15 protein-coding genes are annotated in these 15,721 nt (G+C 54.4%); 8 read left to right on the top strand and 7 right to left on the bottom strand.

Annotated features, from left to right (window positions below):
- Positions 1-265: IS3 family transposase (locus tag L881_RS0112530; protein ID WP_025731905.1), on the bottom strand; the 265-nt coding region annotated here is incomplete at its 3' end.
- A 214-nt stretch (positions 266-479) separates the two neighbouring features.
- On the opposite strand from L881_RS0112530, the gene L881_RS0112525 reads away from it, so the two are divergent.
- A complete protein-coding gene (locus tag L881_RS0112525) occupies positions 480-3,686 on the top strand; it encodes a hypothetical protein (RefSeq protein ID WP_025734025.1) in 3,207 nt (1,068 codons plus the stop codon).
- A gap of 284 nt (positions 3,687-3,970) precedes the next feature.
- Here the strand turns inward: L881_RS0112525 and L881_RS0112520 are convergent, their stop codons facing one another.
- Complete coding sequence (locus L881_RS0112520) at positions 3,971-4,831, bottom strand: oxidoreductase (RefSeq protein WP_025734024.1); 861 nt, start codon at positions 4,829-4,831, stop codon at positions 3,971-3,973.
- 594 nt (positions 4,832-5,425) lie between these two features.
- Here L881_RS0112520 and nfsB point away from each other — a divergent pair.
- Entirely contained in the window at positions 5,426-6,076 is a 651-nt protein-coding gene (gene nfsB / locus L881_RS0112510) for an oxygen-insensitive NAD(P)H nitroreductase (RefSeq protein ID WP_025734023.1), read from the top strand.
- Between the two features lie 100 nt (positions 6,077-6,176).
- On the opposite strand, the gene L881_RS0112505 is transcribed toward nfsB, so the two are convergent.
- A complete protein-coding gene (locus L881_RS0112505; protein WP_025734022.1) occupies positions 6,177-6,989 on the bottom strand; it encodes an HAD-IIA family hydrolase in 813 nt (270 codons plus the stop codon).
- Between the two features lie 78 nt (positions 6,990-7,067).
- Positions 7,068-7,382, bottom strand: coding sequence for a DUF3817 domain-containing protein (locus tag L881_RS0112500; protein ID WP_025734021.1), 315 nt, complete (start codon positions 7,380-7,382; stop codon positions 7,068-7,070).
- A gap of 118 nt (positions 7,383-7,500) precedes the next feature.
- Between L881_RS0112500 and L881_RS0112495 the strand changes: the two genes are divergently transcribed.
- The 3 genes from L881_RS0112495 to L881_RS0112485 all read left to right on the top strand — a co-directional run bounded on the left by L881_RS0112495 (position 7,501) and on the right by L881_RS0112485 (position 9,301).
- Positions 7,501-8,148 carry an SDR family oxidoreductase gene (locus L881_RS0112495; RefSeq protein ID WP_025734020.1) on the top strand — a complete coding sequence of 216 codons (648 nt, stop codon included), beginning with the start codon at positions 7,501-7,503 and terminating at the stop codon, positions 8,146-8,148.
- Between the two features lie 51 nt (positions 8,149-8,199).
- The gene (def, locus tag L881_RS0112490; protein WP_025734019.1) at positions 8,200-8,724 is read left to right on the top strand and encodes a peptide deformylase; all 525 of its coding nucleotides are present in this window, start codon (positions 8,200-8,202) and stop codon (positions 8,722-8,724) included.
- A gap of 61 nt (positions 8,725-8,785) precedes the next feature.
- Entirely contained in the window at positions 8,786-9,301 is a 516-nt protein-coding gene (locus L881_RS0112485; protein ID WP_025734018.1) for a methylated-DNA--[protein]-cysteine S-methyltransferase, read from the top strand.
- 59 nt (positions 9,302-9,360) lie between these two features.
- Here the strand turns inward: L881_RS0112485 and L881_RS0112480 are convergent, their stop codons facing one another.
- Positions 9,361-9,918, bottom strand: a complete 558-nt coding sequence (locus L881_RS0112480; RefSeq protein WP_034579793.1) for a superoxide dismutase family protein — start codon at positions 9,916-9,918, stop codon at positions 9,361-9,363.
- A 174-nt stretch (positions 9,919-10,092) separates the two neighbouring features.
- Positions 10,093-11,154 carry an NAD(P)-dependent alcohol dehydrogenase gene (locus L881_RS0112475; protein WP_025734016.1) on the bottom strand — a complete coding sequence of 354 codons (1,062 nt, stop codon included), beginning with the start codon at positions 11,152-11,154 and terminating at the stop codon, positions 10,093-10,095.
- A 226-nt stretch (positions 11,155-11,380) separates the two neighbouring features.
- On the opposite strand from L881_RS0112475, the gene L881_RS0112470 reads away from it, so the two are divergent.
- A complete protein-coding gene (locus L881_RS0112470) occupies positions 11,381-12,313 on the top strand; it encodes an AraC family transcriptional regulator (protein WP_025734015.1) in 933 nt (310 codons plus the stop codon).
- Positions 12,314-12,419: 106 nt separating this feature from the next.
- Entirely contained in the window at positions 12,420-12,887 is a 468-nt protein-coding gene (locus L881_RS0112465) for a GNAT family N-acetyltransferase (protein WP_025734014.1), read from the top strand.
- Positions 12,888-13,108: 221 nt separating this feature from the next.
- On the opposite strand, the gene dld is transcribed toward L881_RS0112465, so the two are convergent.
- Entirely contained in the window at positions 13,109-14,863 is a 1,755-nt protein-coding gene (gene dld / locus L881_RS0112460; protein ID WP_025734013.1) for a D-lactate dehydrogenase, read from the bottom strand.
- Positions 14,864-15,059: 196 nt separating this feature from the next.
- Here dld and L881_RS0112455 point away from each other — a divergent pair, with 196 nt between their 5' ends.
- On the top strand, positions 15,060-15,599 hold the full coding sequence (locus L881_RS0112455; protein WP_025734012.1) for a protease inhibitor I42 family protein: 540 nt from the start codon (positions 15,060-15,062) through the stop codon (positions 15,597-15,599).
- Positions 15,600-15,721: the final 122 nt, after the last annotated feature.

Below are 15,721 nucleotides of genomic sequence, written 5' to 3'. Positions count from 1 at the left end.
CCTTTTTTAATATTGCCTTCTCTTCTTCCACTCGCCGCAGCTTGCGCTTCAGTTCCTGGATCTCACGCTGTTCCGGCGTCAGAGCCTCACCTTTCAGCGGCGCCTTGCCTGCCCGCTCAGCGCGAAGCCTGCGAACCCAATACTCCATGGTGGATTTGCCAACCCCCATGGCCTCACACGCCGCCTTCAGCGTGTAGCCCTGGTCGACCACGAGCTGGGCCGCTTCCAAGCGAAATTCCGGGCTAAACGTTCTCTTCTTCGTCATCATCTGCACCTGATTGTCTCTGTGAGCCATCATACACTCAAAGTCAGGTGGCCAGATTCACTGTGCCACTACAACCAGTGATAATGGATACGATAAAATAGCTTGTGATATTGCCGAGCGTTTCCTCCAGAAAGCCAAAGACTTTGGCCTAATAATTACCATTCAGAACACTATAACGCTCCTAGCAGAAAAGAGTACTGCTGTTCAGGAGTTTTTGGTTGAGCAGTTTGAGTCCGCCGATTTCCTATCAGATACCTTCATTGCGGAGTGTCTGCTTGATACTAGGCAAATGGATGAGGCTCTGAATCATATTCTCTGGGTTGCTCAAAGGTGTGACGGCTATGCACCTGATCTAATCAACGCGGCAGAACTTCTTTTAAAATATGGCTATCGGGACGAAGCTCTTTCAGCTCTCCGAAATGTAGCTAAATCTGGCGACGAATACTGGGTAATAGTTGACGCTGCGTCGATTCTCTACGAAAACGAGCGAACCTCGGATAACCGACAGATGCTCGCTGACCTATGTACAATCGATGGCGGTAGTCCTCTGGACAATATATGTTTGAGCACGCTTTCCAGATTAATGGCGATCGGCGAGGATGAATTGGCGCTTCCTCACCTTGAGGCCGCAATACAATTATCGGATAGAAACGAGCATGATGTGCTTTCGCGCGGAGATGCGATTGAGGCCGCTCGATTGATTGCTGCTCATCATAACCGCGTGGGAGGGAAGCAGATTCTGGAGCGGATGTTCGCATCATGCGGTGCTCTCCGTGAGAAAGCCGAGATTGCCAGTGCACTGGCGGATTTGGGATTTGAGCAGGAAGCAAAGTCAGCTCTTCGTTCCAGTCTCCAAGAAACTGGACTTAAGATTGAATGGTTCACTGTCGATCTGCTAATTCGCCTAGGTTTTGAGGGTGAAGTGCGTTCTGCCGTAGAGGCTGCGGTCACTCATCTGGGCACCTATGAAACTGTCAATCTTATCAAACATGCATTACCAGTTCTGAATAAGGAAGTGGTAGCTGCTCAGATTCTATCGCGAGCGCGCGCTAAAAAGGAGCCCGGCCTCGCACATAGCTTGGCTCTTCTTGGAGTCCCGGAAGAAGGGCGCTCTCTGCTGGCGGATTTTTTGCGGGGCGAGGATATCGGCTTATGCTTTCGGGCTGCAGGTAAATTGTGTGAGTTGGGAGATGCTCGCCTTGGGCGGAACAAGCTTCGCGCTATTATCTGCAATAAAGATATCGAAGCACGCACCCGACTCTCAGCTGCTGAGACACTCAAACAAGTCGGGTTTTTCCGGTATGCTGCAATTGGCTTTGCGCGGATTGCACAAGACCCAGGTGTTGAAGTGAAGCTACGCGCTTGCGCAGCCGTTTCTTTTGATGAGCTGGAGCACGAGAGAAACCATATCGTTTGGGTTCCACTGATGGAGATACTCGAGGATCGTGCCCGACCAGTTGTAGATCGTGTGGAGGTAGCTGAGGCTCTGGTCCATATCGACGGCGAAGATGGTTACGATGACCTCGTTTATCCCAAACTGTTCGCAATATTGGATGATGATCAGCTTTCTTATCGAGATGTCTTATGCGTTGGTCGTTCACTCGGAGAGTTTGGTTGGTCGCTCGATGAAATACCACGCTTGCAACAGGCGCTGACTTCAGCTGCCGTAAATGCACCAACCAAAATTCCGGTGCTTCGCGCTCTAGGCCGAGGCGGCAGAAATGCTGAAGTGGCATCACTTCTACTCGATATTGCCAAACATCCTGACGCATCCATAGAGCTCTCGCTCGAGGCGATCGCTGCCATCTGGCGGTATGACAACCCTGAGGCGCAGGACTTTCTCGATCAAATCGTCCAGGACGCCACAATTCCACCAGCCTGGCGACTGAAAGCGGCCAAAGAGCGAGCTCCTAACCTTCGATTAATCTCCCTGCTTTACTTGGCTGGAGATGCTTCCATTCACCTTGATACACGAATTTCGGCCTTGGAAGACCTCCCAAAGAATAGTCTGGTGGAACAAACGAAAATCCTTAGCGATATAGCTTGTATGGCTGGTCTGACTTTCTGGGAGCGCAAGAAAATGGTGGAGGTTGCGCATCGTCTAAAAATACCTACTCTCATCACGTTGGTAATCCAATCCGCCAAGGATAACCGGCCACTATCAATATGGGAGATGGTTGAACTAGCCCAATTATGTCGGAAGTTTGACGATGAGGCCGGCGCTGAACAGATACTCCAAGAGCTACTCTCGCTGCCCCTCGTCGTCCTGGAAAATACAGAGGATTTAGAAACAGCTATCAAGGGCATTCAATTGTCCGCTGAGCTGAATCGAGATCTGGCTGTCAGCAGACTGGAAGAGCTCTTGTTTTCCAACGTCACAAACTGGGGGGCGGTTGCTGATATTCTGGAAGCACTAACCAAACTTGTTGGTAAAGAGGCGGCATTGGAGAAGGCGGCGCCAATTATCGAAGAGCTATGTACTGCCCTTCAAACTCCCACCGACGGTGAGTATTCTGGGTGGCCGTATCAGGCAAGCCGGCTTCTAAAAAAGGAGTTGTTTGAAGACTACCAAGCCTTGATCGCCTTTGCCGAGAACAAGGGCAACGAGGTAACCGAACGAGCAAAGGCTTGCGTGCTGGTGATGCGCTATGCGAGCAACGGCTCCCTTGCTCACACGGCTGCTCTCCATCTGCTCTCACAGTTTCGCCAGAATGATTTGGCCTCCCAAGTTTGGATCACGATCATATGGGAACTGCGGTACGCTGGCTATTCCTCTGAGGTGGGGGATTGGTTGGATTTGTGCCTCGCTAATTTACCCGATGAGCCAGATGATCGCTGGGAGCTGGCCAATCTTCTTCATAGTTGTGGTCGTATAGACGAGGCCAAAGCCCTTGTAGAGAATATAGATGCTTCCATCCTTACTACTAAAGGGAGAATATTTCCAACAGATAAGGCGTTAGTTGAAAGCGTGCTGGACGAAGATGACGCAGATGAAACGACCTTTGCCCAAATAATGAATAGCGATGATCCTTTTGAACAGCTCTGGTGTGCAAAGGAGTACCTCGAGGCACATGGTGATAGGCGGGCGCTTAAACTGATTTCTGATGCGGCGAATGGCTATAACAGTGACTCTCTGGTTCAGTTGGAAGCGATAGACTGTCTGGACGCACTTGGATTCCGTGAGCTTTCCAGAGAATTGTTTGCAGGTATGCCTAAACGTGACATTGAGCCATACTGGCTTGGTGCTCAATTACTACGGTTCGGCAAAAAGGCCGAAGCTGCGCCATTTTACATTGAAGCCTCTCGCTCAAATATTAAATATAATGAAAATATGATCAGAGGGAGATTGGCTGACCTCAAGCTTGATGCCGAACTGATAGAATTCTGCTTTCGCCAGGAAGTGGGCGCTCGTCCACATTGATCTAAATTTAAACGGCAGAAATTTATGATTTATATTGTACTTTTGACGAGAGGTGGCAGATATATGGAGAGTCTGTTGGAAAACCTTATGGGAATACATCAAGCGTCGTAATTCAGCGAGTCACAACCAACTCTCTTGCATAATTTCATAACGCTATAGCTATGATATAGTTATCATTTTTATCTATAATTTTCACAAATTGCCTTTTAAATAAATATGTTAGTAGGGTTTCGATATGAGTAAAAGTCTGCTGGAAGACTCCAGCAGACTTTTGAACTGCCAAATTAAAGTGCCTGGACGGTGTTTTTCTGGGCATTTGGGAGGGTTGTATTCATCCCCTGTTCACGCCACTGATCAAGGTCGCGGTTGCGTGAATCAACCGCAGCTTCCCATAGCTGATAGGCGTCCTCACCCATCATCAGACGCACTGGTGCAGTATCACCATCCACCATGTCGATAACCATCTGCATACCCTTGACTGGGTCGCCCATCTGCTGGCCGTTCTGGGTTGCGTAGTATTCGTCCATGTTGGCATTCAGCTGCGCGTAGTCGGCAATCCGGTTATCAGCCTTCAACAGAGCGGAGCCAGCAAACTCGGTGCGGAATGCGCCTGGCTCGATGAGCGTAACGCGAACGCCGAAGGGTTTGACTTCATGATGCAGCGCTTCGGTGAAGCCTTCCAGGGCAAATTTCGATGCGTTATAGAGGCCCGCACTGGGGAAGGCGACGAGGCCAGCAATGCTGGTCAGATTGAGGATGTGGCCAGACTTGCGCGCCCGCATCTGCGGCAATACTTCGCGCGATAGTTCCGCAGCGGCGAAGAAGTTCAGCTCCATCTGGGCACGGATCTGTTCGGAAGAGAACTCCTCCAGGGCTCCGGAAGAACCGGCACCAGCGATGTTGGCCAGCACGTCGATATGCCCAAAACGTTCATTTGCGGTTTTCAGCGCTCTAGCACGTGAGGCGGCATCGGTGACATCCAGTTCCAGCGCCAGAGCGCGCTCACCATAGTTGGAGGCAATCTGCTGTAACGGTGCCAGGCGGCGAGCAGTCAGAACCGCATTATCCCCTTTGGCCAGAACCAGTTCAGCCAGCGTTTTGCCAAAGCCGGACGATGCGCCGGTGATAAACCATGTCTTGCTCATTTGGACATCCTCTGAATCAGGTGGGAGTGCTTGTCATGCACCGAGCAGTTGCTGCAGGCATCTCAGGCGTGCAGCTGAGGCCTGTAACCATATTACTGATCGTCGAACCCCGCCATTCTTCAGCGTTCGGATTCAATGCGTTGGGGTACTTAAACAAGGAGTATCACCAAGGCTTCATGTGTCTGCTTCTCTCCTCCTGTACAGCCGCCGCATGCCTTCCCATAGTGGCTTGCCATTTGCTTGCGTGTGCATGGGGAGGGCGACCTATGGAATGGTTACTCCATTTACGCATCCTTGCATAACCACTGTTCCAGTTCTGCCAGCATTTGGTCGCAGCGGTCGAGTTCCGAAAGCGCTATATATTCATCGGCCTTGTGACCTTGCTCCATATTACCTGGGCCACAGACTTGCCCTTCTGCAATGGAGTGAGCTTATCGACGCGATAGCAAGGCTTGAATAACTGCCTGCCTCGGGCCTGCGCGCCCAATACAGGCGGAATTGAGGTCAACCAGAGGAGTTAGCCGGGAGATGAATTGTCAGGGCCACGCGGGTACCATGGGACCATTCCCAAACCATGATTATTGAGGTTTTTCCATGAGCTTTTTGGATAGTATCCAATCCCGCTATACCGCCAAGGCTTACGACAAAAGCAAGCAGGTGCCAAGTGAGCTGGCGGAGCAGTTGATTGAGGCCATTCGCCTTGCGCCTTCCTCGGTCAACTCCCAGCCGTGGCACTTCGTCATAGTAGAAAGCGAAGAAGCCAAGCAGCGTCTGGCGACGGCCATCGGCGAACAGTTCGCGTTCAATCAGCCGAAGATTCTCAATTCGTCGTTTACCATTATTTTCTGTGCGCGGCAGTCGATCTCCGATGAGTATCTGGAGCACATTACTGAGCTGGAAGAAGCAGCAGGCCGGTTCCCCACGGCAGAAGCAAAAGCTGGCGTACATGGTGGCCGACAGTTCTTCACTGGCCTTCATCGCGATGCAGGCGATGTGCCTGAGTGGGCGGCGCGTCAGCTATATCTTGCACTGGGTGGTGCCATGTACACGGCGGCGGCGCTGAAGCTGGATTCAACCCCTATCGAAGGGCTTGATATGCAGAGCGTAGACGCTGAATTCGGTCTGGCCGAGAAAGGCATGGCGTCGCAGGTACTGCTCTCGGTGGGCTATCACAGCGATGAGGACTTCAACTATGGCGTTGCCAAGTCACGCCTGCCAGCGGATGAAGTGTTTACCCGCCTCTAAGCTGAAGTCACCACTGCGTTTACGCTAAAAGCCGCGGCCCCCTTGATCGGGGTGTCGCGGCTTTTTTGGCTGGCAGCTCAAGGGGATGGCGGGCCGGGCCTCACTTTTTCTTGGCAGTGCTGGCTTTGGGCGCTGCGACGGGTGTATCCACCAGATCGGCCACTGAGTCGATCACCTCTTTGGGGCGGAAGGGGTAGCGCTCAATTTCCTGGGCATCCGAAATGCCACTCAGCACCAGTACGGTATGCAGGCCCGCTTCCATGCCCGAAATCACGTCCGTATCCATGCGGTCACCAATCATGCCGGTGCCATCGGAGTGCACGCCCAGTTTGTTAAGCGCTGAGCGGAACATCATCGGGTTGGGTTTGCCCACAATGTAGGGCGAACGGTTGGTGGCCTTGCTGATCAGCGCCGCCACAGCGCCGGTGGCGGGCAGTGGGCCATCGAGGGTGGGAGAGGTGGCATCTGGGTTGGTGGCGATAAATCGCGCGCCATTGTTGATAAGCCGTATCGCCTTGGCAATGGCCTCAAAGGAGTACGAGCGGGTTTCCCCCAGTACCACGTAGTCGGGCTTGGTTTCCGTCATGATCAGCCCGGCTTCATGAATGGCCGTGGTCAGGCCCGCTTCCCCCACCACATAAGCTGTGGCGTTGGGTTTTTGATCGGCCAGGAAGGTGGCGGTAGCCAGCGCTGATGTCCAGATACGCTCCTCGGGGATTTTCAGCCCCATATGCTGCAAGCGCGCGCTGAGATCGCGCGGGGTGTAGGTGGAGTTATTGGTCAGCACCAGAAACGGCGTGCCTGTATCCTGCCACTGCTTGATTAGCTCGGCTGCGCCGGGAATGGCCTTGTCTTCACGGATCAGTACGCCGTCCATATCGGTCAGCCAAGAAGTAATCTTTCTGTCGCTCATGAAGCTCTCCTAGCGATAAAACTCAAGAATAAAGGAAATACGCTTGTTTAATCGGACGGTAAACACCACAGTCGATGGTTAGCGGGATGCTTCCTTACCGTGTAGAAAACGGTTGGCATAAAGCGCACCGAAAGGAATGAACGCCGCGACGATCAGTTTGGTCAACTGCGCTCCATCGAGGCGAAGCATCGTTTGTGAGCGTAGCAGCAGTACGATATAGCAGATAAATGCGACGCCATGAATCGGGCCCATGATCGACACCGCCTGAGGCACTCCGGCCAGGTGTTTGAGCGGCACCGCGATAAATAACAGCAGCAGTAGCGTCGTGCCCTCGACAAGAGCAGCGCGGCGCAGTGTTGAAAGGCGCTTGAGGGCAGTAGCGTCAAAAGGCATGCAAAGCTTCCACCTTGTGAGAAAAACGTCATCACATCATAGCGAATCACCCGACAGGTTGCGCTGTCATTAGCGTTTGGGTGGTGCCAGTACGGTAATAACTCAACGGGAGAATGAGATGAAGGTAGTCGTCATCGGCGCGGGCGGTCACGTTGGCAAACATATTGTAGCGACGCTGCACGCCTCGTCGGATACCTCCATTGCGCAGGTGCGCCATGCGCATCAGGCCGATGAATATCGTCAGCAGGGCATCGAGACACGCCTGATTGATCTTGAAGCTCCGCTGGAAGAGATCACGGCAGCAATGCAGGGGGCCGATGCGGTGATTTTCTCGGCAGGCTCCGGCGGCAGCACTGGTGAGGATAAAACCTTGCTGGTTGATCTTGATGGGGCGGTGAAAAGCATTCAGGCCGCGCAGCAAACAGGTATCAGCCGTTTTGTCATGGTCAGTGCTCTGGGGGCTGACAAGCGCGAGCGCTGGAACGACGCGCTCAAGCCTTACTATGTTGCCAAGCATTATGCCGATGAATGGCTGAAGCAGAGCGGGCTTGATTACACCATTCTGCGACCGGGAAGGCTGAGCGATGAAGCGCCGACGCACCGTATCGCGGTGGGCTATCCTGACAGTCGGGAAGGCAGTCAGATTCCCCGTCAGGATGTTGCGGCAGCGGCGGTCGCAGCCCTTCACATCGACCAAAGTATTGGCAAAGAGATCGACTTCGTGGGCGGCGAACAGGATATGGTGGAAGCTCTCACTTCTCTTTAGAGCGATCTCTAAAGCGGTGACTCTCAGGTACAGCCTTGAAGGAGGAACGCCATGATTCGTGACATTGTGCGCATGGGAGATGAGCGGCTGCTGAAGGTGGCCGATCCGGTGCCCGACGAGATGATCGGCAGCCCCGAGCTTAAGCGTCTGGTCGAGGATATGTTCGAGACCATGCGCGAGGCCAATGGCGTGGGTTTGGCGGCGCCTCAAATTGGCGAGAACCTGCAACTGATGGTATTCGGGTTTGAGGCCAGCCCTCGCTACCCGGGACGTGCGCCCGTCGCGTTGCAGGCGCTGCTGAACCCGATGGTGACGCCGCTGGACAACGTGCGCGAAGCGGGCTGGGAAGGGTGCCTGTCGATTCCTGGACTGCGCGGGCAGGTGGAGCGCTACAAGCGTATTCACTATCAAGGGGTCGACCCTGATGGCAATCCCATTGATCAAACGGCGGAGGACTTCCATGCGCGTATCGTACAGCATGAGTTCGATCACCTGATCGGGCGCTTGTACCCTTCCCGGATCACCGATTTTCGTTCGTTTGGCTTTACCGATGTGCTGTTTCCGGACGAGCTATAGTGAGCGCGGCAGCAGTTTTTTCGAGCAGTTCTTCACATGGAATAGAGAGAGGAAGAAGGCGATGCATTATGGCTATCTGGACAGCCCGATAGGGAAGCTGCTGCTGGCGGGAAGTGATCGTGGATTGGCGGTGGTTCAGTTTGCGACCGCGCGACGCCCTCGCGAGGTGGGCGCCGAGTGGCAGCCTGATGATGAGTTGCAACACCCTGTGCTGGCGCAGGCCAGGAGTGAGCTAGAGCGCTATTTTAACGGTGAACGTTTTACATTCAGCGTGCCGCTGGCTGCTGAAGGCACCGAGTTTCAGCATCGCGTGTGGCAGGCGCTGACAGAAATTCCTTACGGTGAAACGCGCAGCTATGGGCAGTTGGCGGCCTCTATCAATGCGCCCAGTGCCGTGCGTGCAGTAGGCGCGGCCAATGGCCGTAACCCGCTGCCCATCATTGTGCCGTGCCATCGAGTGATCGGTAGCGATGGCAGCCTGACCGGTTTTGCCGGCGGCATCGAGATAAAACGCACACTGCTGGCGCTGGAAGCCAAACAGCAGAGTCTGACGCTGGGTGCTGCCGTTAGCAGCTAGTTAGACCATGCCAATAAATAGCCGCCCCCTCCGAATGAAGGGCGCGGCAATAGCAGCGTTTATTCTTCGTTATCGTTATTGTTATCGCCATTAAGCGAGGCGCAGGCGACCCGATCCCCGGAGCCACCGATTGGCTGGCTTTGGTAGTCGTCAGGTTGGGCGTGAATGACCAGTGCCGAACCATCGCTATCCAGCAAGGCTGGCCGTGAGGTGTCGCCCGAGTCGCCTGGAGTCAGGCTAACCAGCGGCGAGAACAGCTCCACGGTCGCGCTGCCGTCCTTGTTCACGTACAGGTTGGGCAGATCCCCGTTATCATTGGCTTCGGCGTTGCGTACCCCATGTACCACCTTGTCAGCGTTATGTACGTGAGAACCCGAGCTGGTGAAATCCGGCCCCTTGCATTCCGCCTGCTCATGGAAATGCATACCGTGCCAGCCTGGCGTCAGGTTTTTGGCTTCCACCCGCAAAATGACCCCGCTGGGTATCTCGCTCACCGTTACCTGACCGATATTGGTGTCGTGTCCATCCAGCAGCGGTGCGGTGATCTCTTCTGCGGCGAAGGCGGTAGAAGTTCCCGCAGCCATCATCAGGGAGGCGATGATCAAATGACGCTTCATGATGTGTTCTCCTGCACTGGAATGATTCTGAAATAAATAGCCACCGTTTCGACCCTAGCAGCGGTAGCCATGGCTGGACATTGGATGAAAGTAGGTCATGGATGAAAGTAGGCCACGCGCAAAAAGGGGCTACCTATTGGCAGCCCCTTGGCGTTCACTCCGAAGCGTCTGGGATCAGGCGATTTCCGGGAACGACTTCTTCATATCAATGACGAAGCGATATTTAACATCGCCTTTCTTCATGCGCTCCCAGGCGTCGTTGATCTGATCCATGGTAATGATCTCTACGTCACAGCCAATCTTGTGCTCGGCACAGAAGTCGAGTACTTCCTGGGTTTCAGGCATACCGCCGATCAGCGACCCTGCTACCACCTTACGGCTCATCACCAGGTTTGCTGCGTGAATCGGTGGCTCAATCGGTTCGATCAGCCCTACCAGAATGTGAATACCGTCAAACTTCAACAGTTGCAGGTAAGGGTTGAGATCGTGCTGAACCGGTACGGTATCGAGCAGGAAGTCGAAGTAACCGGCGTAGCTTTCCATCTGGCTCTCGTCGGTTGATACCACAACGTGATGCACGCCGTGGCGTTTTGCTTCTTCGATCTTGCTTTCAGAACGGGTGAACAGCGTCACTTCAGCGCCCATTGCCAGCGCCAGTTTCACACCCATATGACCAAGGCCGCCCATACCGATAACGCCGAGCTTGTGGCCTTTCTTGACGCCGTAGTGCTTGAGCGGCGAGTAGGTGGTAATGCCTGCGCACAGCACCGGTGCAGACGTGGTGAAGTCGAGGCTATCGGGTACGTTGACCACGAAGCGCTCTTTGACCACTACCTGAGTCGAGTAGCCACCCTGAGTAAGGGTGCCGTCAATGGGATCAGGCGCGCCGTAAGTGGGGGTCATGCCGCCCAGGCAGTACTGCTCCAGGCCCTGTTCGCAGGCGCTACAGTGCTCGCACGAATCGACCATACAGCCCACACCGACAATCTGGCCTTCTTCAAACTTGCTGACTTCCGGGCCAACTGCGGTAACACGGCCAATGATCTCGTGACCCGGCACGACCGGCCAGACACCATTGCCCCACTCGTTGCGAGCGAAGTGGAGGTCCGAGTGACATACGCCGCAGTAAAGAATTTCGATCGAAACATCATCGGGGCGCGGCTGGCGACGATCAAACGCGAAATGCTCCAGGGGCGAGGTCGCGGACTGTGCTGCATAGCCTTGGGTATTAGCCATCTCTGAGTCTCCTTGACTGAATAGGGAAGCCGGCACATCAGCCATACCGACATAGCGGTAGTCAGTGTGCAGGAGCGGGCCGCAGATTGCCACGCGAATTCTGTGTGATAGTTGCCTAATCCTGTGACATTTATGCTAAAGCATCCAATATTCATCGGATTTCATGCACAATGTTATTATGTAACTCGTTTGGCGTCTTCTTCGTTATCTGAATAGTGTTGCTGTTATGTCGATCTCTTCGCGTACACCGTCGGTCACTTCAATTTCTACAGACCTGGAACAACCCGCAGGCCACTACGCGCGAGCGCTGGCCGAGCGTTTGGGCCCGCTGGCTTTAAGGGAAGGATTCTCCGCCACAGGTATTAAAGGGGTAGAGCTGATGTTCAGTGACTGCCATCGCCCGCGTGAACCCTTGATATATGAAGCGGGTTTGAAGGTGGTGGTGCAGGGCGGCAAGCGGGGGTATTTGGGAGATCGCGAGATCTACTATGGCGCCGGGCACTATCTGGTGCAGGCCATGCCGCTGCCGTTCGAATGTGAAACCGTTGCCTCGGTTACTGAGCCGCTGTTAGGCATCAGTATCACGCTGGATCGCCTGGCGCTGGGGGAGCTGGTGGCGCAATTTCCCAATGAGCCGCAACCGAGTGAACAGCTCCCCACACCGATGGCGGCGGTGCCGATTGACGATAACTTTGGTGACGCCCTGCTGCGTCTGACAGAGTGTTTTAGCGACCCCGTTAAATGCCGTGCGCTGGGCAGTGGCCGGCTGCAAGAGGTGATCTTTGCGGCACTGTGCGGGCCTCAAGGGGTGTCACTGCGGCGCTTGATTACCGACCAGGGGCACTACGTGCGTATCGCGGAAGCGCTGCAATTCATGCACGATCACTACATGGACGCGATGAGCATTGAGCAACTGGCACGCTCCGCCCACATGAGCGTGTCGCACTTCCATCACCACTTCAAACGCACTACCCAGCAATCACCGTTGCAGTATTTGAAGCGCCTGAGGCTGCTCAAGGCACGCGCCATGCTGCTCGGTGGTGATCGGCAGGTAGCGCAGGCGGCCCTAGCGGTAGGGTATCGTTCAACCTCGCAGTTCTCCCGCGAGTACAAGCACTATTTCGGCAGCAGCCCCGGCAAGAGTGCCGCGTTGGCTTAATGAAACTGGTGAATGCTGAGCGGCCTTATCCATGGCGATTGTCTGTGAGATCACTCACATTACTTCTGCCCTCGACTGATGGCTTTATTATGGATGGAATTCTCTGATGTTCATTCGTCCATTTGAATTGGCCGACGCGGGCGCACTTGCCGATATTTTTCACGCATCGGTGCGGGAAGCGGGTATTCACGATTATTCGCCTGAGCAGGTCGAGGCATGGAGCCCGTCGAGACCCGACCCTGGAACATATGTGCGGAAGGCCAACAGCCGCACGATATTGGTGGCAGTCGCCACTAATGGTCGAGTTATTGGGTATGGTGATATAGAGCTGAACGGGCATATCGACCATCTCTACGTCAGCCCTGATCGGGTCGGAAAGGGCGTGGGATCGGCGCTCTACGCCGCACTAGAAGATATTGCCAGAAAGGCAGGTATTACCTGCTTATTTGTCGAAGCGAGCGAGGCGGCCAAACGCCTTTTCGAACGTCGCGGTTTTCGAGTGGATGCGCGCCATGATTTCACAATGAATGGGGTAGCGATTCATAACTATCGCATGTCGAAGTCTATTTGTTAGCCATATTTCTTCTTATACAAGGCCGACGTTATCCCTACGCGCATTATTCTTACCTGTATTGGTTATTTTCAGCCCAAAGGTTTGATTTCCTGAAACTCCTTCGCCAGACGATAAGGCATTAAGTTCTCAACACTTCTCCCCAGCTCCATCTACTCTACAAAACAGCGGCGCCACAGATTACTGCGGCGCCGCTGTGTATGGGCGAGTTCACTTCAGGCTATTCAGCTCTGCTGGTGATTGGCCTGCGTTTGCTGCGACTGTTTGCCCCAATACTTCAGCTTCGAGGTCTGGCCGATGCCGGGGTTGAAGCAGTTGCAGGGGTCAAGCTGCTGATAGTGCTCGGCGAGGGCGGGTTTGGCGTGATACAGATGCCCAACATTGTGCTCGGCGGGGTATTCGGCGCCACGGGCGTCCAGCTCCTTCCACATCTCATGTTCAACGTCCATGCAGTCGTTGCCTTTCTTGACGACATAATCCTGGTGCATCACATGGCACAGGAAGTGGCCGTAATAGAGCTTTTTCTCTAATTTGTCGTCGATCTCCTTGGGAAGGTGCTCGAACCAGTCGGTATCGTTACGCCGCAGTGCCACGTCGAGGGCCACCATGCCTTCGGAGGTTTGCTTGTGCACGGTGCGGTAGCGAATAGCCGCGCCCGCAGCAGCAAAGCGGTGCAGGAAGGCTTTGTTTCCCTCCTCCTCGGTGCATTCGAAGTAGTCGCCATCACCGTCGGCAAACAGCTCCTTCAGTAGCCCCTGGGTCTCTTCAAGCTGATCGGTCGCTACGCGCAGCATCAGGTAGTGCTCATACTTGTCGCGGTATTCGCGCATGCGCTTTGGCAGATGATCGGGAAACAACCGTGATAGCCACTGGCTGGCGCGATCCGTGAAGCCTTGAATATTGAAACGCGATAAAAATGAATCAACCCCGCCTTTGATCGCAAAAATCTGCGGCATCTTGTCGGTGCCGAATTTCTCGATCATCACGAAGGTGTCCTTGCCGTATACGTCGGCGATATCGAAACACTCGCGGTGCATGTATTCGCCGGCGATCGGCAGTTCACGACCTTCAGCCAACAGCTCGCGCCGCAGCTTTGTGAGCTTGTCGATAGAGTTGGTGCCGATATAAAACACCTTGGATGATATCGCTTCGAAGGTATCCAGGCGCACCGCAAAGAGCGCCAGCTTGCCGGCGTTGCCCGACGCTTCGTGCAGACGCGTAGGGTCGGCATTGAAGCGCGCGGGGGTGTCCTCATCGACGTGGCGAACGTGGTTCTGATAGTGGTGATCGGAAGCTGCGCCGTTGTCGGAGATATCACTTTCGCTGAAATCGCCGTTTTCCAGCCGAGTGAGAATCTCTTCGGGATCGTCACCCAGCGCAATGCCCAGATGATTGACCAGACGCAGCTCGCCTTCGCTATCGCGCTGGGCGTAAATCGCGAACTCGGTATAGGCGGGGCCGCGTCTTACCAATGCACCGCCGGAATTATTGGAGACACCGCCAAATACCGACGCCCCGATACAGGAGGAGCCGATCACGGAGTGCGGCTCGCGTCCCAGCGGCGTGAGAGCTTTTTCAAGGTTATAAAGCGTTGCGCCAGGCAGACAGACCACCTGTTTTCCGTCATGAATCAGATGAATGCGATCCATGCGCAGGGTGCTGATAATCACGATGTCGCGGTCATAATCATCGCCATCCGGGGTCGAGCCGCCAGTGAGGCCGGTATTGGCAGCCTGCATGATCACGATCACATCGGCTTCTTCACACGCTTTCAGCACCCGCCACTGCTCTACCAGCGAGGCAGGCTGCACAACGGCCAGCGCGGGGCCATCACCGAAACGAAATCCTTTGCGGAAACGACTGGTGCTGCGCTCATCGCTCAGCGTGTGCTTGTTACCGACGATGCTGCCAAGACGGTTGATTAATTGCTGACGAGCCTCGGTTGACAGTTTCGAGGCGGATGCCTGACGTGTACTCACGATGAATGCTCCGCTGAACAGGAAATAGGTATCAAAGTTCTTACTAGAATGAACCTATACGAAAAACTTTGCAAAGTTGCTTTTTTGATACTTAAAAAATATTAATATCGACGATCCCGCTATCGTCGCTTACTCTTCGGGTTTCATATCACAGTGGTTGGGTGAGCGGAAACATGTCGAGGATAGGATGAGGGTTGTGGCAATAGATAAAAAACGCGGTCAGCGTAGCATCATAAAACTTGCGGCCATCGCTGGCGGCGCTATGTGGCTGTCCGGTTGCTCAATATTGAGTGGCGGAGACAGCACGACAGTAGGGGACGCGCCGCGCCCGGCATTCGCGAATCCGAATCTGGCCAACCAGGCCAACGGCGCAGGAACGCCCGACCCAACAGCGTTTACGCAAGATGTTGATGTCACCATTAATGCGGATGATACCAGCGCTTGCGCGCCATTGACGCTACAGCGCAATCAGCGTGTGGCAGTACGTTTGCCCGCCGACCCTGATAGCGGCCTGACCTGGCAGCTTGATGACCGACCCGACGGCCTGCGCCTGCTTAGCCCACCGCGTGCAGAGGATGCCAGCCAGGACGATCACACCGATCAGCCGCTGGTGTTTGATTGGCGCTTTACCGCTGATGGCGCCAGTACCGGCACGCTGCGCCTTGTCTATCACGATGCGAAAGAGCAGCAGAAGGCCCCCGAGCAAGTGTTCGAGTGCCCCGTTCGTATTCGTTGATGGCGTTTGGTTGGGTAAGAGAAGACTCTCTGGCGCTACCGTTAGTGCCGGATAACCGAATTAAGTAAATTCTGTCGCCATGAAATTGGTAGTTAGCGGTGGCGTGGCGCTCTCGTTACATA

The sequence above is a fragment of the Carnimonas nigrificans ATCC BAA-78 genome (assembly GCF_000526695.1).
Lineage (GTDB): Bacteria > Pseudomonadota > Gammaproteobacteria > Pseudomonadales > Halomonadaceae > Carnimonas > Carnimonas nigrificans.
Note: the sequence above shows the minus strand (reverse complement) of the source record. Positions and strands in the feature narration are given on the sequence as shown.